The organism is Olleya sp. NP1-10 (assembly GCF_055804415.1).
Genome location: NZ_CM147840.1, coordinates 1,666,744 through 1,688,825 on the forward strand (window position 1 = coordinate 1,666,744; position 22,082 = coordinate 1,688,825).

Below are 22,082 nucleotides of genomic sequence, written 5' to 3' on the forward strand. Positions count from 1 at the left end.
AACCAAGCTTGCATTAATAAAAATAAATAATAAATTATACAGAACTAGAGAAAATCAAAAAATAGATGATTTATTAATAAAAAAAGCATTTAGCGATTCTATTTTAGTCGTATTAGAAAATCAAAATAAAATAATTAAAACTATCAGGTAGTATTCTGTTGATTAACAGTGTGTTTTGGTGTTTGTTTTTTTTAGAAAAAAACTTGTTATTTTATATGGTGTTTTTAAAATTTAATTTATAATTTTATGGCTATTAACTAACCATTAATATATTATTCTGAAAAAATCATTATCCCATTTTTCGCTATTTTATTTAGTTTCTTTTCTTTTCTTATCATCATGTAATAAGACTGACTCTATTAAAACAAAAGAAGATTTTAAATTGTTTAATCTTCAGCAAGCTGGCTGGAAGTCAAAGCGAATTATTCAATCTATTGACGGTATTAATTATACTGCAACCGAAGTGCCTCTTCAGTATTATATTCTTAAAAATGGAGAAGACAAAGATTCAAAAACTGTTGATTCTATTTATAATGCTAATAACAAAGAGCGAATCGTTGAGATAGAGTTTCAGCAAAATAATAAAGAAGATCTACTTCTTGAAAAATATACTCATAAAGATTACGAATCATCAGTAAAATATTTAGCCTTTTCAATCGAAAAGGATTTTAGTGTTATAACTAGTTCAAATGATACCATAGTTTGTTCTGGAGCACTTTTTGAGCGAAATTTTAAAGTAGCACCCTTTAAAAGAGCATTATTATATTTTAATAATATTCCTCCAAACGATAATATAAAATTAATATATAACGATCAACTATTTGGGAATGGTGTTATACCTTTTAATTTTAAAGAAGTACCAATAAAATTATAACAATTTATGGGTAACATTTTGTTACGCAACAGAACTTATTACTACAAATTATAATATAAATTATGATTCAAACAATTAGAACTAGTAAATCTTCAAAGGTTATTGCTTGTTATTTAGCACTGCAATTAATTATAACCACAATCCAACCTACAAAATTATTAGCATTAACAGGAGGGCCATCTCAACCAGAATTTAATTCTTTTACACCAATAGGAACTAGTGATATGGTTAATCTGTCTTCAGGAGATTTTAATTACAATATTCCAATTATGGATGTTGGTGGTTATCCTTTAAACTTATCTTATGATTCTGGGATAAGCATGGATCAAGAAGCCTCATGGGTTGGTTTAGGTTGGAATTTAAACGTAGGTCAAATTAATAGACAAGTGCGAGGTATTCCGGATGATTTTAATGGTGATGAACTAGTTTATGAAAATAATTTAAAAGAGAATAAAACTATTGGAGCAGTAGTAAAGGCTCATCCAGCATTTTCAGGGGTAGACTTTCCGGTTGGTCTTAGTCTTTCGGGAGGTTTAGGTGTGGATTATAATAATTACTCTGGTTGGTCGTCATCTTTTACGGCTGGACCTAGTTATGAATTATCAGAGAATGTAACTATTGGCATGGATTTTACTAATTCTAGTAATAATGGTGTATCAGTATCTCCAAAAGTGAGTTTGAATAAAAGATTATTTGGTTATAAAAAGTATAGTTTTAATGGATTGTCATTAGGTACATCTATTAATTCTCGACAAGGTTTAACAAGTCTAACTATAACTCCTTCCGTTTCAAAAAGCATTGTAAATCCTGCCTATAATTATTTTGTTTTAGGAAACAATTCTAACACTGTAGGAGTCTCTTCAGGCACAAAATCATTTATGCCAACGTCTTACACACCAACAAAACGTAATAAGTTAATTAACGAGAATATTGCAGCTAATGGTGCTCTAGGTGGCGAGTTTTTCTTTTTTGAAGGTCAGCTAGAATTATATATTCACGCTTCAAGGCAGCGCTTAGCAGAAGAAGAAAAATATAAAACAGAAAAAGCTTTTGGTTTTAATTTTACCGATAATGCAACCAAACACGATATTTTAGATTTCAACAGAGAAAATGATAGAGTGGTTTCTAAAAACACCAATATACTGCCTGTTACTAATTATACATACGATCTATATTCTATTAAAGGTCAGGGTATTTCAGGCATGTATCAACCATATCGTAGTCAGGTAGGTTATGTTTATGATAGCTATGTAAAAGATATAAGTAGAGATGGTAGTTTGGGTGTCGAAGCTGGAGCAGGTAATCTATTTCATTTAGGAGTAGAACTTAAGTACTCGCCTTCAAGATCATCAACTGGTCTTTGGGAAGTAAATAATGATGCTAGAAAGAATTTTATTCAGAACAATAATAATAATGCAGATTATGAAAAAGTTTTCTACAAAACAATAGGAGAACTTAACGTAGATAATGATTTTGGACTTCTTGAAAATCAATTAGGAGGAGAAGAACCTATTAAACTGGAATTAATGGGTAGTAACATCAATAAAAAAACAAGAGGAAATAATTATATAAAAGGTACAGGAGAAGCACTATCTAATACTGCTTCGTTTGGAGTTAATAGCTCTCTAGCTCAAAATAATATAAACAGAAAGGAACGTTTGATTAGAAATCAAGCTATTCAAACTATTACAAAACGTGAGGCAGATAATTATTATGCAAATTATGGTGATAATGCACCTTTTATTAATAGTAATGCAAAGAGCCATCATAATGTTGCCACAAAAGTTGTACAGCCAGATGGTAGTACTTATGTTTTTGGACAACCGGCTTACAATACCAAAAAAGTAGAAACTACCTTTAACGCTACAGGAAATAGTTCAGTTGGAAACGATAGTTCTCAAGAGTTAGTATCCTATTCTGGGAACGATAATACACCATATAACTCCAAAGGTCAGGATAATTATTTTAATAGAGTTACAACACCTGCTTACGCACATACCTATTTGTTATCAGAAGTCTTATCGTCAGATTATGAAGATTTAACAGGAGATGGGCCAAGCATGGACGACTTAGGTACATATACAAAAATTCATTATAACCAACCTGAAACATACAAATGGAGAGTGCCATTTCAAACTAATACAGCAACTTCTAATAAAGGTTTAAATACACTTGAAAAAGATGATATGGGTAATTATGTATATGGTGAAAAAGAGTTGTTTTATGTAAATAAAATTGAGACCAAAACACATGTAGCAATTTTTGATTTAAATGAAAGGAATGATGGATATGGTGTAACAGGTGAAAACGGTGGGCTTTCTACCAATTCTAAAATGTACCAAATAAATACCATTTCTTTGTATGCTAAGCCAGAATACGAGAAGTTGCAATCGGATCCTTCTCTTAATATAAAACCCATTAAAGTTGCTCATTTTGATTATGAATATTCCCTATGTCAAAATGTTCCTAATAACGATTCTTCAGATGATACTTTAGATGAAAACGAAAACAATTTTTCAGGGGATTTAGGTGGTAAATTAACACTTAAAAGAGTTTATTTTACCTATAGAGGATCTAGTATGGGAAAATATACACCTTATATTTTTAATTATTCAGAGAATAACCCAGACTATCATATTAAAGGGTATAATCTTTGGGGGAATTATAAAACACCTCAAGGGAATGCAAGTAATCCTTTGGCAGAACCTACAACTGCAGAGTTTCCGTATGTAGAGCAAGGTAATGTTGATGAAGAAAACACTAATGTTAGCGCTTGGACTTTAACAGATGTAAGTTTACCTTCAGGAGGAAAAATAACAATGTCTTATGAGTCTGATGATTATGGACATGTGCAAGACAAAGAGGCCATGCAAATGTTTAAAGTTAGAGGTGTTGGTACTAGCGCAAGCGAACCAAGTAGTTTTAATAATTTATTGTATTCCTCTGGACAAAAAATGCGCTACCTATATGTAGAATTACCAAATGAAACAGCTTTAATAACTCCCGAGGAGTTTAATTTAAATTATTTAACAAACATTAAGAATGAGCCAATCTTTTTTAAGTTCCTGGTTAATATGGTTAAAGAAAATGATCATGCTTATGACTTTGTTTCAGGGTATCTTAAAATAGACACAAATAGAACGCTTGGAACATTTGAAAAAAGTAATAAACAATATGCAGCCATACCTATACAGTTTGTGCATAAAAATAAAATGGAAAATGATGATGATGGAGAAAATCCAATTGCTAAAGCAGGTTGGTATTTTGGTAGAAACTATTTAAATAGATTAGTGTATGGTCAGGCAGAAGTACAAAACTTCAACGTACTAGACATAGCAGAAACTATAGGAGGTACATTAAGTAGTCTTTATGCAATTTTTCAAGGTCCAAATACAGAACTAAAAAACAAACAATGTGCTCAAAAATTTAGTGATACTAAATCTTGGATTAGATTAAAAAGTCCTAATAAAATAAAATCAGAAAACGGTTTGTGGATTTCTAACAATAAATTGGGTGGTGGTTTAAGAGTTTCTAAAATAGAAATGCACGACCAATGGGATGCCATGACTGGTAATGAAGATAACAATTTATATAAAATGTCTTATGGGCAAGAATATAATTATAAAAATGAGGATGGTGGTACAAGTGGTGTAGCTACTTACGAACCTCAGGGGAGTAAAGAAAATCCACATATTATGCCTTTTTATGATGACGTAAACGACGATAAATTATTAGCACCACAAGATCAAAATTTTACAGAAAAACCTTTCGGTAGTTCTTTTTTCCGTCTCCAGTAGTAACTTATGGTAGAGTGTCCGTAAAAAGCTTAGAGAGAGGTAACTATACTAATAGTAGTGGTACAATACTGGAAGTTGGTAACAATGGAACTGGAAAAGTGGTAAGCGAATTTTACACCTCTAAAGATTTTCCAACAATTACTAAACATACTGTTTTAGGTGATCCTAATGAAGTTGATTTTCCAGGAACAGGAGGTTCTTTATTAACTTCTTTATTTGGATTAAATATTATTTCCAAAAAAGATTATCAATGTCACAAGGGTTCACTGTGATTACTAACGATATGAATGGAAAATCTAAAAGCCAGAAAGTGTATAGCGAATCTGCTTCTGGAGATGCACTCCCAATTTCAGCGGTAGAATACTATTATAATGTAGATACCGATGGAAACTTAAACAATAAAGTGATAACAATTAATGACAAGGGACATGTCGAAGAAAAAACAATTGGTATAGATTATAATGTAATTAATGATTTTAGACACTCTAAAAGTGCAAGTGAAACCTATGGAGCAGATGTAAATGTCGCTACTGTACTCATTTTTATACCTTGGCCAGTCCCTATTTCAAATGTCACAGTCTTTCCACAATTAGCTTTTCATGATACTGAATTGAGAACAGCATCAACAACAAAAGTAATACATAAAACAGGGTTTTTAGTTGAAAAAAGCTTTCGATCTTGGTGCAGAAGTTACCACTACTAATAAAGCTTGGGATGCAGAAACAGGTCAAGTACTGTTAACAGAAACGGCTAATGAATACAAAGATAAATACTACAATTTTAATTATCCAGCCTATTGGAATTACAAAAATATGGGGGCTGCAACTAAGAATTTAAATATAAAATTAGATATTAATTACGAAAGTAATAATATTGTAACCGCTAATGGAGCATCATTATATTTAGTTAACGGAGACGAGGTTTGGCTAACAAATAGTAATAAAAAAGCATGGGTAACAAATATGCAAGCCAACTATTTTCAATTAATAGACAAAAATGGACTTTTTATAACACCTACTAGTAACAATCTAGATGCACTAAAGATTACACGTTCTGGATATAGAAATTTGCAAAGTGCAAATATGGCGAGTATCACACTTATGAGAAACCCTATAGAAGTTGGGGAAAAAATCACTGAAAACACTTTTGATGCAACAACATGGGACAAAAAGCGTATTGTTAACGCTTCGGCAGTTAAATATAATGAGTTATGGACACCGCAATGTGATTGTCAATTTAAAGAAGTCTCTTATGGTGAATTGGGAGAGGTCATTTTTGATCATGATAATATAAAAAAAGCGTATAATCCATACCTTTATAACATTTTAGGTCAATGGAGAGCAGACGAATCTTTCGCTTATTTAACAGGGCGTTACACAGGTGATGAAACTGAAGACAATCCAAGAAGTGCAGGCTTTTTTAACAGCTTTAACGCCTTTTACAAACCAGATGGTAATGGCTCTTGGAGAATAGATGATAGAAAATGGACATCAGCTTCACAAGTAACACAGTATAGTCCCTATGGAGTAGAATTAGAAAATAAAGACGCTTTAAATAGATATTCCGCCGCCCAATATGGATATGAATACAAACTTCCAATAGCAGTAGCCTCGAATAGTGAGTATAGGGAAATGGGCTTTGATAGTTTTGAAGAAGGATATTTTGACAGAAAATGTATAGTTCAAATCCCAGGTAATCAACTTGAGGATGCTACTAACGACTCTCACTTTATTTTTAATAGAAAATCTGACCAACAAAACCAACTGAGTGATGAAGAGGCACATACAGGTCGTTTTAGCTTGAAATTATTTCCTGATATTGGTACACCTGGAGCAAATGATGCATCACATATTTCAGTTATGGAAAAGAATTTAAATACACCAAATGTATGTACATCTTTTAATCCAAAGCAAGGCGAAAAGTATTCATTTAGTGTTTGGGTTAAAGTAAATATCCCTCAAAGTGGTACAACTGCACAAGAGATTTTAGCCTCACAACCTTTAAGTTATGAAAATGTTAGAGCTACAGTTCAATTGAGTGATTTAAACGGAAACCCATACTTCTCTTCTCCACTTGAGTTTTTACCTAGCGGTAATATTATTGATGGATGGCAGCGTGTTATGGGAGATTTTGAAATTCCAAATACCATTCCTCTAGCAGGGATTACCTTAAAACTAGAGAATAATACAGGGACTTACGACGCTTTTTTCGATGATGCTAGAATGCATCCTTATAATAGTAGTATGAAATCGTTTGTTTATGATAGTGAAAATTACAGATTAATGAGTGAGTTAGACGAAAATAATTATGCTACATTTTATGAATATGATAATGAAGGTGGATTAGTGCGTGTTAAAAAAGAGACAGAACGCGGCATTATGACTATACAAGAAACTAGATCAGGAACTGTAATTTCTAATACTTATAACTAATGCATAGTAAAAAACACATAATAACACTATTACTATTCGTAAATGCACTTTTTTTGAATGCTCAGGATCTAGATAAAGTCATTAGTAAAGTTATTGATGTATATACTAACATCGATAATTACAATATGACAATGAACTACACACTTTACAGTAATAGTGATTCTAATATCAAAAAAGACGCATTAAAGAGTGAAGTAATTAAATCTGGGGATAATTATTACACAAAAATGAAAGACACTGAAATGATTTTTACTAATAGCTTTGTTTTAAAAATTAGTCATTCTGAGAAAATTATTCTGTATTCAAAACTCAAGAATTCAATACAAGATTTAATTAACCAAAATAACCCCTTTATAGAGTTTTCTAAACAATTTAAAGAAAGTAATATTGAGGATAAAGGGACATATTTTATTTGTTCTTTTAGTAAAACGGCAAACAACAAATTACCCTACAACAAAATACTATTACATGTCTCTAAAGAAAATTTCACCATTTTGAAGCAGATCTATTATTTTAATATATCCATAGAGAAGCAATTTAACAAAGAAGCTGAAGGTTCCGAAAATGAAAGATTAGAAATTGTACAAACGTCATTTAAAAAAGAAATTGAGGTGCCTCTAAAGCTTTTTAGTATAGATAAGTATTTAACCAAAATAGACGAGAATAGCTATAAAGCATCGAATTATATTAAGGATTATCAAATTTTAACGCAGTAAAAGCAGGACTGTTTTATAACCCAAAAATTTATGATTACTAAAATTAAATATTTATTTACGATTTTAAGTTGTTTATTATTATCATTTCATATTAAGGCGCAAACCACAGTAGAGACTATAGAAAATTTGCTGCCTTCTGAAATCTTCGTGGGTGCAACTAAAGCGGTAGAAGATCCTAGTTTTTTTATGCCCAACAGTGTTATGGAAAAGCCTGTTATAGACATATCTTTAGGAATTCTAAATGATGAAATAATAACACCATCAATATGGTTCTCTTATAGTATAACTTTAGAGATAACGACTATTAATAGAAATACTGGAGACGAAAATATTCCTTACAGTGGAGATGAAAATAATCCAATAACGGAGTCTTTAAGCATAGAATATAGCCCATCTGGTAATTTTGGTAATATTAAAGATTTAGATTTAAAAAGAATTACAGGAGCCCAAGCTTTAAAAATTAAAATATTAAGTATTGAAGTTTTCGATAAAACAAATGAGCAAAGTCTTGGAACCAATACGCCAGACAATGTATTTCTCGAACTTAAGTTTTCAGGAAATCGTTATCGCAGATTAACAACAGTTGTACCTAATGTAAATCATGACTATATTAAACATACAGCTGCAGGAGAGATTATTAATCCAGGAGGAGAACTCGATGCAGACGAGATAAAAATTAAATGGAATACTCCAATAGGTGCAACACAATATGATTTAGAATGGACGTGGATTGACAACTATAATCCTACAAATATAAATTCGCCTGTAACCCCAGAAAATATCGATTTAACAGATTTAGATTTTAAATCTAATCATACCAGAATACGAACTACAAATAACTTTTATAAGATTCCATTAATATACTCTAATGGATATCTTGTTTATCGAGTTAGGGCTATAGGTTATAGACCTGATGATTATATTGGAGATAATGATTTCAAAAAAGTTTCACAATTATTTTATGGACAATGGTCAAGTGGTACTGAAAGCAAGTTAAAAATTTCGGATTGGCCAAATGTAGCGAAGATTATTAATTATGATAGTAATAAGAACTGGCAATTTCAAGCCTCTTATGCAGAAAATGGGAAAAAGAAAGAAGTCGTTAGTTACTTTGATGGAACGTTAAGAAACCGTCAAACTGTTACTAAAATAAATTCAAATCAGTCTGCAATAGTTGGAGAGGTTATATATGATAATCAAGGACGGCCAGCAATAGAAATATTACCTTCACCTGCAACAATATCTACACTAAGATATCGTGATGGGTTCAATAAAAACATAAATGGAGACATATACACACACTATGATTTTGATTGGTCTGACTCTTCTGTTCCTGTTAATGAAAATGTTGTATCTACCAACGGAATGACTGCTGTAAGTGGAGCGAGTTTATATTATTCTCAAAATACCAATTTAAAAACAGATCCTAGTGATTATTTTATACCTGACGCTCAGACTTTTCCATTTTCTCAAATACAATATACCAATGATAATACAGGAAGAATTAAAAGAAAATCTGGAGTAGGGCCAGATCATCAATTAGGAAGTAATCATGAAATGAAATATTTTTATGGGACTGCTAAACAAGAAGAATTAAATCGATTATTTGGTTATAAAGTAGGTTATAATAAATACTACAAAAAAAATACAGTAGTAGACCCAAATGGACAAATAAGTGTGAGCTATATAGATCCTCAAGGAAGAACGATTGCAACAGCCCTTTCTGGGAATTCACCTAGAGAAATGGTTGAATTAGAAGAGGCAGCAGCTGGTCAAATGGAGGTTGATTTGTTAAATAAATTATTGGTTTCTGATTCAGATACAGATGTAGATAATAACTTCAAATTTTCAACCGGCAATTTTGGATCTTCTCAAGATGGCTTAAATTATACGGGTAATCAATTTGTAGATAATATATCTATAGACCCTACTACAGGTATAGGACCGTCTTTAGATTTCTCATACAACGCAACCTTAAATAATTTAACTATTTGTAATGTAGAATATCCTTTTGTTTATGATTTATCAATAAGTGTTGTTAATGAATACGGTGAGGAAATTTCTACAACTGAAGACGACACTTTAAATAATAGTTTTAAATCTATATTTAATACTCAAATAGGTTCGGTAAATGGCAATCTAGAGCCATACATCTTTTCGTTTGAAACTACTCCAAATACATTAAAAATTGGAAATTATATCATAAACAAATCAATTAAAATTAATTCAGAAGCATTTAATTTAAATTTACTAGCGTATTTAAGTAGTGAAGAATGTATTTTACCTGCAGATTATTTTAACTTAAACTTATTAATTGATGATTGTGCATTAACAACAGAAGATTGTGATACGTTCTTTAATAATTCAAATTATTCAGATGCAGGATCTTATGCCGTATGGAAACTAGAGCAAATAATTGCACAATTAGACGCAGAAGCATCACCAGCAACAGCGCCAGAATTAACTGAAAATGAAATTATTGCTTACACTAATGCACTTGAAAATGTTTATGAAACTAAGATTGAAACATGTCAATCAATACTTGATCTAGAAACAAATGGTGATGCTGCTGGTACTTTTAGCTTTACTCCAGAATGTTATATTGCTAATTCAAGGCTTCTTCAAGATTTTAGACCAGGAGAACAATATGCTATTTACGGTACAGTCGATGGAGTAATTGTTGAAGATAAATTTAGTATTTATAATGATGGTGTAAATAGTATTAACGATTCTTATTTACCAAACACTAGTGGATTACAGTTACCATTATGGCGTCACCCTCATGGTATTAACGATGCCTTTGGAAGTAATTTCTATCTTGATGAGTTTGGTGAAATTGCTTTCGTTGATGTACTACCATCAAGAGATGATAATGGAGATTATGTTCTAGATGATAATGGACAGTTTATATTTTCACCGGAAATACACGCAGATTATATAGCAAACTATATTGGTGTTGATGGTGTTCCAGTTTTAAACGTAGATGGTTATGTAGAAGTGGCACCTAATCATCTATTAAATGAGGCAGATTTCATTATTAATTGGGAAGATAGCTGGGCTAATGCCTTATTATATTATCACCCTGAAATAGGATATACCTCATATTTTACTGAAGTATGCTCTACGTTAGGTAACACAGCCTTTACAGATTCTAATTTACCATCACAGCTAAGTTCCTCTGCTTACGATCAATTTTTAAAAGAGTTAGTGTACGACTCTAGCAATCCTCAAACTATTAATATTTTAGGAAGTAGTAATTTAATAAACATTTTTTCAGATCCTAAAATGCTATTAGACAGTGATCCATATTTTAATACAACTTATACAAGTATAAATAGTGTTGTTAATGGAAACGTTAATATCGATGATGTTTACACTAGTCAGCAAGTTACAGAAGCCTCAATCCCATACACACTAAATGGTGAGCTCTCCGCTAGATATGCTTTAATGGCTCACGCTATGAAGTATGATTTAGATGGCTCTGGATTACCAATGTGGAAATTTGCTTATCGAACTTTAATTTGTGGAGATGGAATTCTTTTTGAATGTGTACTCCCAGATACATTAACTCTAGCAATATCTCAGCTTAATGAATTAGAAAAAGAAGAATTTTGGAGTATTTACAAATCCTTATACTCCAGCACAAAAAATAAGATTGTTTATCTATTTTCTAATGTATATGCCTTACAAAACGGATTTTATAACGGTTGCATAGAAAATTTAAGTAATAATCCATTTAATATTATAACTCCATATCCTAATTTAAAAAATGTAATTGAATCTTACGCATACGAACTTAATTACATAGGAACGCCAACGGGCGTTTGTTACAGCACAAACCCTGGGGATTTTATAGATAAAGATAGACGCTTTATACCAATAGATGTTGTCTTTGGTGATAACGACATTAATGATACTGAATTTATTGAAGGTGTTACAAGCGATGTAGATTTTATAACCTATCAAGAAACAGGTAACTGTCCTAAAGTAATTCAATTAACACAATTTTTAAATGGATTATTTACAGACCAACCAGGTATTGTTCCTACACAAAATACTGCTTACACAAATGCATTATATCTAACAACAACTTTATATACAGCAATTGGTGGTGTTGTAGATTTCACAAATAATAACGAACCTCAAATTGGTAGTAGTGGTATTAAAATATATACAGATGCTAACACAGCAGGTACAGGAAATGTTGAAATTATAGTTGGTGATAATAATGATTTAGCTTCTGGTCTTACTTGTCCTATATCAATAAACGATACAAGTAATACTTACAATTGGTCTAATTATGGTAATGAGAATGGAGATTGGTATATCTCTCAAGTTCAAGATTTAATATTTACAGGAGTTCCAAACACAGCAGGGCCACATACTTTTTCCTTTTTAGCTGTGGTTATAGAGAATGGAGACATCAACAACCCAGTAGAAGTGGTTTTTGAAGGCAGTTCTTGTGTTAATATTGGTAATTGTGGTTCAGATCCAAATCAAACAGGAGAATATGATTATTTTGATTCTGTAATTGATATAAATTATAGTGAGGACACCGATGAATGTGTGGAGAAGCAAACACTTTTTCAACTTGATCTTACATCTGTTTTAAATAGTTTGTATGAAAATAATGAGCTGTTTTCTACGTCAGTTGTAGATCTTAATAATTACACATCTTATACAAATAGTTCTTTGCCTGAATTTTTAGTAGATAATAACCTGGAAGCTACAATAGTTTATGATGATACTATTGAACTATCACATCAATTAATCATAAATACATCATTTATAAATTTCAGCATTCCTGATTTTTCATCTATAACAAATTTCGATAAAATAGACAGTATTCTTATTGAGGGAGACTCAATAATCTTTTCATTTTTATTAACAGACGGTACAGTTTTTGTTCAGCCAGGAGAAAATTATATCGCAAATGGAGAATTTGCAGCTAAAGGTAGAATTCTAGATTTTGGATGTTTTATAGACAACTGTATTGCCGTACCAGTTCCCAATGTAAGTTGTGATGTAGCCTATAGTTTATATAATTCAACTATAGGTTTAGATGAAAATAATGACTTTGTAAGTGATTTTATACCAAATTTCGAACTACCAGACCCAGTTTTGTTACCAGATACATTTTGTGACCTTGGCTATAAACATTCTATAGAGCATTATCTAAACTACGTTTCTACGTTTAATTTAAATACTTTAGGAGTTGATAGCCCTTATTTTATTTCATTTTTTCAATTTGGGAGTAGTGCATTAGGACCTGGACATCCCTCTACTTTGGACGCTATCTCTTCTTATCAAAGTTATATAGAAACACAGCCTGATGAAACGCTTAATTGGTTAGAATATGTTAATGTATACATGTTTAATACTAATACTTGTCCGACTGCTCAATTAACTATAAACACACCAGAAATAGAATTAGAAGAGACTGATTGTGATGCTTTTACTAATAACTTACAATTAACCTATGCTAATGATTTATACGATCAATATATAGAAGAACAAACACAATACTTTACCAATGCTTATGTTAATGCAGCATTAAATGATTTAGTCGAAAACTTTAATTTAAGTTACGACGATAAAGAGTATCAATACACACTCTATTATTACGATCAAGCAGGTAATTTAATGCAAACAGTGCCTCCCGAAGGTGTCGATAGATTAGAAAATGTAAATAATAGTGCTATAAACAAAACAAGAGAAAACGACGGTATAGGACAAGCGCCAGATCACACGTTAAAAACTAGATATAAATACAACTCCTTAAATCAATTAGTGTGGCAGTTTACACCAGACGGAAAAGAAACACGTTTTGCTTATGACGCTTTAGGAAGAATAGTAATGTCCCAAAATGCAAAACAGGCACAGGTCGATAAAGAAGAAAAAGAGCGTTTTAGTTACACTTCTTACGATGCTCTTGGGCGAATAAAAGAAGCTGGAGAACTTGGGTTATTATATAACAAATTCGCAATTAATGATGAAGGAAGACTTGTAGAGGTAAATACAAACGAAGAGGTTTTAGAAGTAAATGAAGACAGTTTTCCAAATAATTTATCCGATTTAAGACATGACGTAACGGTAACAATTTATGACACTGTTTTTAATCAAGCTATAGTTAATGAGTTTGAGAATTACAATACGTTAAACAATAGAAATAGGGTAACTACTGTATTACATTACAGTGAGTATGCATCTAACGGTGATCACACGTTCGATAATGGTTTATTTTATAGTTACGATATTCATGGTAATGTAAAAGAGTTAATTACCTATATAAACTCACCAGATTTAGTAGCTGTTGGGCAACAAATTAAAAGAGTAGAATATGATTACGATCTTATAAGTGGTAATGTTAATACTGTAAGCTACCAGAAAGGAGAAACAGATCAATTTTTACATGCCTATCAATACGATGCAGACAATAGAATAGTTGGTGTAAAAACATCTAGAGATGGTATTATTTGGGAAAATGAAGCTGTTTACAATTATTATAAACATGGACCATTAGCAAGAGTTTTAATAGGAGATAAAAAAGTACAGGGATTAGATTATGCATATACCATCCAAGGTTGGCTAAAAGGTGTAAATTCTGAAAATTTAAATCCTGCAGACGACATTGGGCAAGATAGTTACACTGCTGGAACCAATAGTAATGTAGCAAAAGATGCATTTGGTTTTACTCTAAATTATTTTAAAGATGACTATATAGCGAATAATGCAGATAGATTATCTAATCTTAATTCAACTCTAGCTATTTCTGAAAACAATCTGTTTAATGGTAACATTAAACAGATGACAACTTCCTTATTAGATTTTAGTGAGAACAAACTAGCAACACTCTCAAATAGTTATACTTACGACCAGTTAAACAGAATAAAGTCCAGTACCAACCAATCTGTAACCCAAAAAAATGCTAGTACTTTTTCAATTTCTAACAACCTTTATAAAACAGCATATAGCTACGATAAAAATGGTAACCTTATAACGCTAGAAAGGAATGCTGTTGGAAGAGAAATGGATCGTTTCAAGTATAACTATAATCCCAATAGTAACCAGTTAAATTTTGTGACTGATGAAGAATCACTAACCGATTATTTTACAGTTGATATCGATTCGCAATCAAAAAATAATTACATCTATGATGATATTGGACAGCTTATAAGTGATGATCAAGCAGGTATAAAACAGATTAATTGGACAGTTGCTGGTAAAGTAAAACAAATTATAAAAGCCAATAACGAAATAATTAACTTTGAGTATGATGGTCTAGGAAACAGAATTTCTAAAACTTTAGACCTATCTAACACGTCTCCAATAGGAGATACAAAAACGACATATTACATAAGGGATGCACAAGGCAATGTTTTGGGAGTATATAATATGGTTGTAGACAATGGTGAAGAAAATAATGGACCTAACGAATACGATATTGATCTTGAAAGTGCTGTTATAACATCAACAGAACTAATTCAGGCTATAAATAACATAACAAAAGGATTTGGAGTAAATTACGAAGTACAACCAGGTGGAAATGTTACGCTTAAAGCTGGAAATAGTATCACATTAAAACCCGGTTTTATAGCAAATAGTGGAAGTACTTTTGTAGCAGAAATTGAAGAATTTACTAACTCACCTTATGATGAAGAAGGTTTCACGCTTAAGGAGCACCATATTTATGGAAGTAGTCGCTTAGGATTACAACAATATGAAGATGTACCATTGGGCAATACACAAGCTAATAAAACACTAGCTTCAAAAGTAAGTAGTAATAATGTAGCTACAGCTAAAGTAGCTGCTAGCTCATTCAATACCATTTGCGATAATTGTGCTTATTCATTTTCTTCTAACTTAGGCTCTGGCACATTTAACAGTGCAGCCGAAATAGAAATGAATTTTGCCACAGGAGACACTTACAATTTTGGTACTAAAGTAACGCTAAACGATTTTGCTCAACAAAGCCGTGTTATTTTTTCGTTATCAGATTTCTACCCTCAACAAAACACAATTATTAATTTAGCCTTTGTTAAAGAACTAATAGGTGCAGATTACAAATATGTACCACAGTTAAGGCTCCAAAAAGCAGTACAATCTTCCCTTAACAATACACTAACCACAACCGTAATAACATTAAATAGTTTAGCTAACGTCTTGCCTAATGTTAATTTAAATGAAGTCAGTTTTAGTATTAATGTTATTGGAGTCGATACTTACGATGTTAGCATGACCCATAATGGTAACACATACAATACGCAATCTGGCCAATTAATAGCAACCACCACCACAAGACAAAGTTTTGGTTTACTTCTACAATTAGTAAATGGTTATGTTTACCCTTCTAATTTTGAAATGTGCTATTTAGACTATAATATAAATGGTGTCTCAAGAAATTACACATTTACAAATAAAGGTGCCAACCCAACATCTAATGGTGGTACATTAACATTACCAAATTTAGACCAATTATACTGGATTCCATCTTGTGGTATAGATAATGATTTAGATGATGATACTGTATTAAACGATGAAGAAGACTTAAATAATAATGGTAACTTTGATGATGATGATACAGATGGTGACGGTACCGCAAACTACCTAGATACAGACGACGATGGTGATGGCATACTAACAATACACGAAAACCCAAATAACGATGGTAGCGTATTAAACGACGATACAGATGGAGACGGTATACCAAATTACCTTGATGCAGACGACGATGGAGACGGTATTCCTACAATTCTAGAAGATTTAAATAACGATGGTAATTACGATAACGACGATACAGATGGAGATGGTATACCAAATTATTTAGATACTGACGACGATAACGATTCCGTTTTAACCATACATGAGTATAATAACAATGACGATTTTGATAGTGATGGCATACCAAATTATCTAGATACCGACGATGATAACGATACCGTTTTAACCATAAACGAAAACCCATTACAAGAAGGCGACACAGGATTTATAGAGACCTACCTCTTAGATACAGATAGTGATGGATCACCTAACTATTTAGATACAGACGATGATGGAGATGGTTACATTACCCAAGAAGAAGACGAAAACGGTAATGGTAATCCAACAGACGATGATACAGATGCAGATGGCCATTTAGACTTTTTGGATCCAGCAAACAGTAATCCATTAGTGCCAGGTAATATAAGTTTAGTAGCCTATAATAATATTTCTGGAGACAAACGTTATGAGTTAAGTAACCACTTAGGTAACGTATTAAGTGTAATAAGTGATCGCAAATTAGTAGAGAGTGACGTCTTTATTCCAGACGTTCTTTCGTATAATGATTACTATCCATTCGGTAGTCTTCTGCCCAACCGTCATGGAAGCACTGATAGCTATCGTTATGGATATCAAGGGAGCGAGAAAGATGATGAGATAAAAGGCGAGGGAAATAGTTACACGACTCACTTCAGACAATACGACCCAAGAATTGGGAGATGGCTAAGCATTGACCCATTAAGTCATAAATTTCCGCATCAAAGTCCATATGTAGCTATGGATAATAATCCTATAAATTTTACTGACAGAAGTGGACTTTCTACTGACCCACCAAGTAAAGCTACAGTTGTACAAGCTAATTCTATTGCTACAAGTGCTATTGATAAATATGGTAATAATGCAAAAATGAGAAGTGGGCAAGCGAGAGGTTGGGCTTGGTTATTAGGACTTGAAGGTGTTGAAAAGCAACATCAGAGAGCTCTTTCAGTTGAAAATTTTATAACAAATGAAGTAAGTAAAGTTTATGATGAAGGTACTAAAGAATATGCTCAATTATTCAATGCAAGTATTGATTCGTACGAAGAGGGCTCTTACATATCTAAAATTAATCCAAAAGCATATGAAGAATATAATAGTTTATTAGCTGAACATGCTACAATAGAAGATAAGTTTTATATAATAGCTAATAGGTCTTTACATGTAAAAAGCGTAAGTGATAAGTTTGCTATGACTGGCTTAATTCTTGCAGCGTATGCAGCAGCATATCCTGGTTCAGGTCTAACAGGTCAGATAACAAATAAATCTTTTTTACCAAGATTTGCAACAGCTAAAGGAAGTAGTGAATTTGCTACTGTAGGTAGATGGATGAGTCAAGCTGAATTTGGTTTGATGAAAAAGAATGGATTTGTAGTTCAAAGTAAGTCAGGTACTACACATGTTACTTATCCAGCAAATCCAGCAGCTTTTACACCTTCAAATCCAAAAGATATTTTTGTTTCTTTTAAAGTGCCAAGAGCTGCTCTGAAAGTCACTAATTCTGCGGAGAATAGAGAATGGGCAAAAATATTAGGACCTAATTCATTAGAGGGTAGGTTAGCGAAAATTAAGGGCTCACCAGTACCTCAAATGCCAAAAGCAATAGATATAAAACAAATAAAGACAGGTCAATAATTATGATTAATACACTAAAAGAGTGGATTTCTGAAAATTCAAAAATTTTTGATGAATTAAGTATATCTATATGCGATTTTACCGAAAATGAAGATAGTGCTTTTTATGACTTCTTATCTGAACGCAATTTGGGTAGGATTGTAGTTTGGGAAGATAACCGAATGGAGATGGAGGTTTTGAATATTTTAACTGAAGATAAAATATATTATAAATATATTGAATTTAATGATATGCCTTTTGAAGAGAAGTATTTAGAAGAATTTAAATTAATAATGAATAAATGATGGGTAAAGTTTTTTTAAGTTTTTTTTAATAATAACATTTTGTAATGTTAATAGTCAGAATATTGAGAATAAGTTGGTAGAACAATTATTAAAGAAAATGGAATTTAATAAAAACATTGATAAAATAATTAATACTCAATACGATTATAATAACTCTTTAACAGATAAAGAGTGGGATAATTATATGATAAGAGCTAAAACATTAAAACTTAATCTTTCAAAAGAAATCAAGGACATATATATTCAAAATTACAATATAAATGAGTTAGAAAATATCATTAAACTTTATTCAACAGATAAGAGTGGGTTTATTGAAAAAACAAAACCAATTAGTAATTCAATTTATAATCTGACAACTGAATTTATTAAAGATTTAAAAGCTGCTCAAAAATTCAAAGAGTAGCCACATTTTTATTAAAAAAGTCCCCCAGCTAGCGCTCGTCTGTGACGAGTGACGTTAAGAGTAGATTAAGAAAGAGAATAAAACGAAAGTGTTTACAGATATGTAAGATGATTTTTTAGTTTTTCTACATTTATAAAATCTATATCGGCACTCGTCACAGACAAGCGCTAGCGAGGGCAATATGCATGGAATTCTCCATACTCGTTTAGTGAAAATAGAGTAATAGATGGAATAGAGTTAGAAGGGCTTGAATATTTATATGCTGCTGATGGTAAGTTTATTAAAAAACTTGGTAATAAAAATAATATTTTAGTTCAACAACTACAAGATGTTTATAAGCGAGTACATGAATCGACAATAGAAGGAAAAACATCTACTAGGCTAGTTACCCCCAGCTAGCGCTCGTCTGTGACGAGTGCCGCATTGAGTTAGTAAATAAACTAAGAAAAAGTTTATACAGATATTTAAGATGATTTTTCAATTTTTCTACATTTATAAAAATCTATATCAGCACTCGTCCTTAGCTAGACCCCAGCTAGCGCTCGTCTATGACGATTGACGTTAAGAGTAGGTTAAGAAAGAGAATAAAAAGAAAGTGTTTACAGATATGTAAGATGATTTTTAGTTTTTCTACATTTATAAAATCTATATTGGCACTCGTCGCAGACAAGCGCTAGCGACGATTATAATATAAAAACAGCTGGTAGAACAAATAAACCACAAAACTAAATGTTAAATCAATTAATAAAACTAAAAATTAATGGTAAAAATCAGATTTCACCTGAGATTGACAACTACTCCTTTGTTATTATAGACAGGTTATTGCATTTTGATTTAGGCATCATTGAATCTGATAGGATAAATAACAAAGTTGAAATTTTTGTTTTAGGAAATTTAGATAATTTTAATAAAAAATTATCTAATATTTTAAAAGAGAAAATTATTAGAGATAAGAATATTGAATCTGTTTATCTACCAACTTCTGATTTTATAAGAACGATTTTTGGAAAACTAAATTTTCAAATTATAGAAGAAAATACGAACCTAAAGAATATTATTCTTATTGATTCAGGTATGTTAATATTTGGTGATAAAGAAGGGCGTATTTTTAAAAAAAATAGTGATGTTAAAAATTATGAGTTTATATCAGCTTTGTTATATAATTTGATTGAAGTTTATAAAGAAGATTTATTAGAATTAGAGTCTCAATTAAAAATAAAAATACCTGAAAAGATATCATGCATAATAAAAAAAATTGGGGTAATGTAGTAAACTGGTTCTTTTGAAAATGAAGTTGTTTTAATAGCTGACTACTCCCCAGCTAGCGCTAGTCTATGACGAGTGCCGTATTGAGTTAGTAAATAAACTAAGAAAAAGTTTATACAGATACGTAAGGTTGTTTTTCAATTTTTCTACATTTATAAAATCTATATCGGCATTCGTTGTAGAGAAGCACTAGCGAGGGAGAAACTTATTATTAAAAATGGAAAACGAATTAAAAAAAGTTAATTAGCGCTAGGGAAGATCAGGCTAAGAAGGCTAAAGAAGATAAATAATAAGGCCTTTTATATTTGGCAAGAAAATTGTTAATTAAATTACATTATGAATAAATTGTTGTTTTCTTTATTGTTTATTGTGTCTAGTGCCAACTTTGTGTCAAGCCAGACAAACTCTTATGAAGAGTCTAAAGTTCATTTTAACGAAGGACGGTATGATAAAGCTTTGTTTTTTATAAATAAAGCGATAGAAAACGATTCTTTAAACTCTAAGTTTTTTCTTCAAAAAACTAATATTTTATATGCAAAAAAACAATACTCTAAAGCATTAGAAATTTTAAATAAAGTTAATGATTTACATGGCGAAACTGAAGAAGCAGTACTATATCGCTCCGTTTTACTAGATAGTTTAGGACAAAAAGAAGAGTCTCTTGCGAGCTTAATTGTATACAATGAGTATAACCCAAGTAAATTAGTGTCACAACAAATTGCTACTACTTTTTTCTTTGCAGATGTATGATGAAAGTATTGAATATTATAAAAAAATATTAGAACTTTCATCAGATGATTTTGAGGCAAGGATTGATTTAACTCGAATTTTATATGCTTTGGATAGAAAAGAAGAAGCATTAAAAACTATTCAAGAAGGCATTAGACTGCATGACAATTTAGAATTAAGGCTTTATTTACTAAACTATTATACAGAAGAAGAAGAATACTTAAAATGCATTGATGTTTTAAATGAATTAATAAATATTGAAAGTAGATTGGAATTTTTTGAATTGAGAGCTAAAGCTTATGAAAAAATAGGCTCTCTTAATGAAGCCTATAAAGATTATAAATTCCTTATTAACATTAAGGATGATTCATGTAATATAGAACATTATTCAAAAGTTATCCAGTATCAATATGATAATAGAATATATGAAAAAGTTATCGAAAATTCTTTGAATGCGATTAAATGTAGCCCTGAAAGTGAACAATCATTTATGGAAATTTTATATATTTCTTATTTTTTTCAAAAAGATTTCCAAAACGGAAAAATATATTTAAACAAATATTTAAATAACAATCTCAAAAACTCGAATGCCTATTATAACAAAGCTTTAATTTTAGCAAAAGAGGGAAAATTAGATCACTCTCTAAAGTTTTTAGATACTGCAAAATATACAGATGTCAATAATGAAAATGATACATTTATTAAGTTATTAAAATCATTCATTTATCTAATTAAGAAAGATTACAGTACGTTCTTAAACTTATTAGTAGAAACGAAGCTAGATGTTACTCAAGATTTAGGAAAAATAGTATCAATATCAAAAAATAAGGAGGAGGAATCTAATATAGCTATTGTGTTCAATGCTAATTCAGGAGAAATTAATATTTCATTAACTATTTCTCAACATGACTACTCTGTTTTAAAGAAAGAATATAATGTCAATTGGTAGGTGTTTTCCCAGCCCTAGCTAGCGCTCGTCTTTGACCCCAGCTAGCGCTCGTCTGTGACGAGTGAGGTTAAGAGTAGGTTAAGAAAGAGAATAAAAAGAAAGTGTTTACAGATATGTAAGATGATTTTTTAGTTTTTCTACATTTATAAAATCTATATCGGCACTCGTTGTAGAGAAGCACTAGCGAGGGCGGCTCACGCA

General features: G+C 31.2%; 12 protein-coding genes. All 12 read left to right on the top strand.

All coding sequences use genetic code 11. The features are described 5' to 3' along the window. Positions 1-382: 382 nt before the first annotated feature. The 12 genes from AC0L4B_RS07685 (at position 383) to AC0L4B_RS07740 (ending at position 21,881) form a co-directional block, all read left to right on the top strand. Complete coding sequence (locus AC0L4B_RS07685) at positions 383-874, top strand: hypothetical protein (RefSeq protein WP_473439256.1); 492 nt, start codon at positions 383-385, stop codon at positions 872-874. Positions 875-936: 62 nt separating this feature from the next. Then, complete coding sequence (locus AC0L4B_RS07690) at positions 937-4,671, top strand: hypothetical protein (RefSeq protein WP_473439257.1); 3,735 nt, start codon at positions 937-939, stop codon at positions 4,669-4,671. A 14-nt stretch (positions 4,672-4,685) separates the two neighbouring features. Beyond that, positions 4,686-4,943 (top strand): hypothetical protein, encoded by a 258-nt coding sequence (locus AC0L4B_RS07695; RefSeq protein ID WP_473439258.1) that lies wholly within the window; start codon positions 4,686-4,688, stop codon positions 4,941-4,943. Next, complete coding sequence (locus AC0L4B_RS07700; RefSeq protein ID WP_473439259.1) at positions 4,922-5,374, top strand: hypothetical protein; 453 nt, start codon at positions 4,922-4,924, stop codon at positions 5,372-5,374. The genes AC0L4B_RS07695 and AC0L4B_RS07700 overlap by 22 nt, the downstream gene beginning before the upstream one ends. Next, a complete protein-coding gene (locus AC0L4B_RS07705; RefSeq protein WP_473439260.1) occupies positions 5,331-7,103 on the top strand; it encodes a hypothetical protein in 1,773 nt (590 codons plus the stop codon). Before AC0L4B_RS07700 ends, AC0L4B_RS07705 begins: the two co-directional genes overlap by 44 nt. Then, positions 7,103-7,819, top strand: a complete 717-nt coding sequence (locus tag AC0L4B_RS07710) for a LolA3 family protein (RefSeq protein ID WP_473439261.1) — start codon at positions 7,103-7,105, stop codon at positions 7,817-7,819. The genes AC0L4B_RS07705 and AC0L4B_RS07710 overlap by 1 nt, the downstream gene beginning before the upstream one ends. Positions 7,820-7,849: 30 nt before the next feature. Next, on the top strand, positions 7,850-18,250 hold the full coding sequence (locus AC0L4B_RS07715) for a TreTu family toxin (protein WP_473439262.1): 10,401 nt from the start codon (positions 7,850-7,852) through the stop codon (positions 18,248-18,250). Positions 18,251-18,252: 2 nt separating this feature from the next. Further along, the gene (locus AC0L4B_RS07720; RefSeq protein WP_473439263.1) at positions 18,253-18,534 is read left to right on the top strand and encodes an immunity protein TriTu family protein; all 282 of its coding nucleotides are present in this window, start codon (positions 18,253-18,255) and stop codon (positions 18,532-18,534) included. Between the two features lie 97 nt (positions 18,535-18,631). Continuing rightward, positions 18,632-18,937, top strand: coding sequence for a hypothetical protein (locus tag AC0L4B_RS07725; RefSeq protein ID WP_473439264.1), 306 nt, complete (start codon positions 18,632-18,634; stop codon positions 18,935-18,937). Between the two features lie 729 nt (positions 18,938-19,666). Next, positions 19,667-20,206 (top strand): hypothetical protein, encoded by a 540-nt coding sequence (locus AC0L4B_RS07730; protein ID WP_473439265.1) that lies wholly within the window; start codon positions 19,667-19,669, stop codon positions 20,204-20,206. 333 nt (positions 20,207-20,539) lie between these two features. After that, positions 20,540-20,953, top strand: coding sequence for a tetratricopeptide repeat protein (locus tag AC0L4B_RS07735; protein ID WP_473439266.1), 414 nt, complete (start codon positions 20,540-20,542; stop codon positions 20,951-20,953). Beyond that, positions 20,922-21,881 (top strand): tetratricopeptide repeat protein, encoded by a 960-nt coding sequence (locus AC0L4B_RS07740; protein WP_473439267.1) that lies wholly within the window; start codon positions 20,922-20,924, stop codon positions 21,879-21,881. Before AC0L4B_RS07735 ends, AC0L4B_RS07740 begins: the two co-directional genes overlap by 32 nt. Positions 21,882-22,082 lie beyond the last annotated feature (201 nt).

What these genes read in the sequence shown, in the direction of transcription:
- AC0L4B_RS07730 (WP_473439265.1), top strand. Translation starts at nt 19,667, where the DNA reads ATGTTAAATCAATTAATAAAACTAAAAATTAATGGTAAAAATCAGATT.
- AC0L4B_RS07690 (WP_473439257.1), top strand. Translation starts at nt 937, where the DNA reads ATGATTCAAACAATTAGAACTAGTAAATCTTCAAAGGTTATTGCTTGT.
- AC0L4B_RS07715 (WP_473439262.1), top strand. Translation starts at nt 7,850, where the DNA reads ATGATTACTAAAATTAAATATTTATTTACGATTTTAAGTTGTTTATTA.
- AC0L4B_RS07710 (WP_473439261.1), top strand. Translation starts at nt 7,103, where the DNA reads ATGCATAGTAAAAAACACATAATAACACTATTACTATTCGTAAATGCA.
- AC0L4B_RS07720 (WP_473439263.1), top strand. Translation starts at nt 18,253, where the DNA reads ATGATTAATACACTAAAAGAGTGGATTTCTGAAAATTCAAAAATTTTT.
- AC0L4B_RS07735 (WP_473439266.1), top strand. Translation starts at nt 20,540, where the DNA reads ATGAATAAATTGTTGTTTTCTTTATTGTTTATTGTGTCTAGTGCCAAC.
- AC0L4B_RS07725 (WP_473439264.1), top strand. Translation starts at nt 18,632, where the DNA reads ATGGAATTTAATAAAAACATTGATAAAATAATTAATACTCAATACGAT.
- AC0L4B_RS07700 (WP_473439259.1), top strand. Translation starts at nt 4,922, where the DNA reads ATGTCACAAGGGTTCACTGTGATTACTAACGATATGAATGGAAAATCT.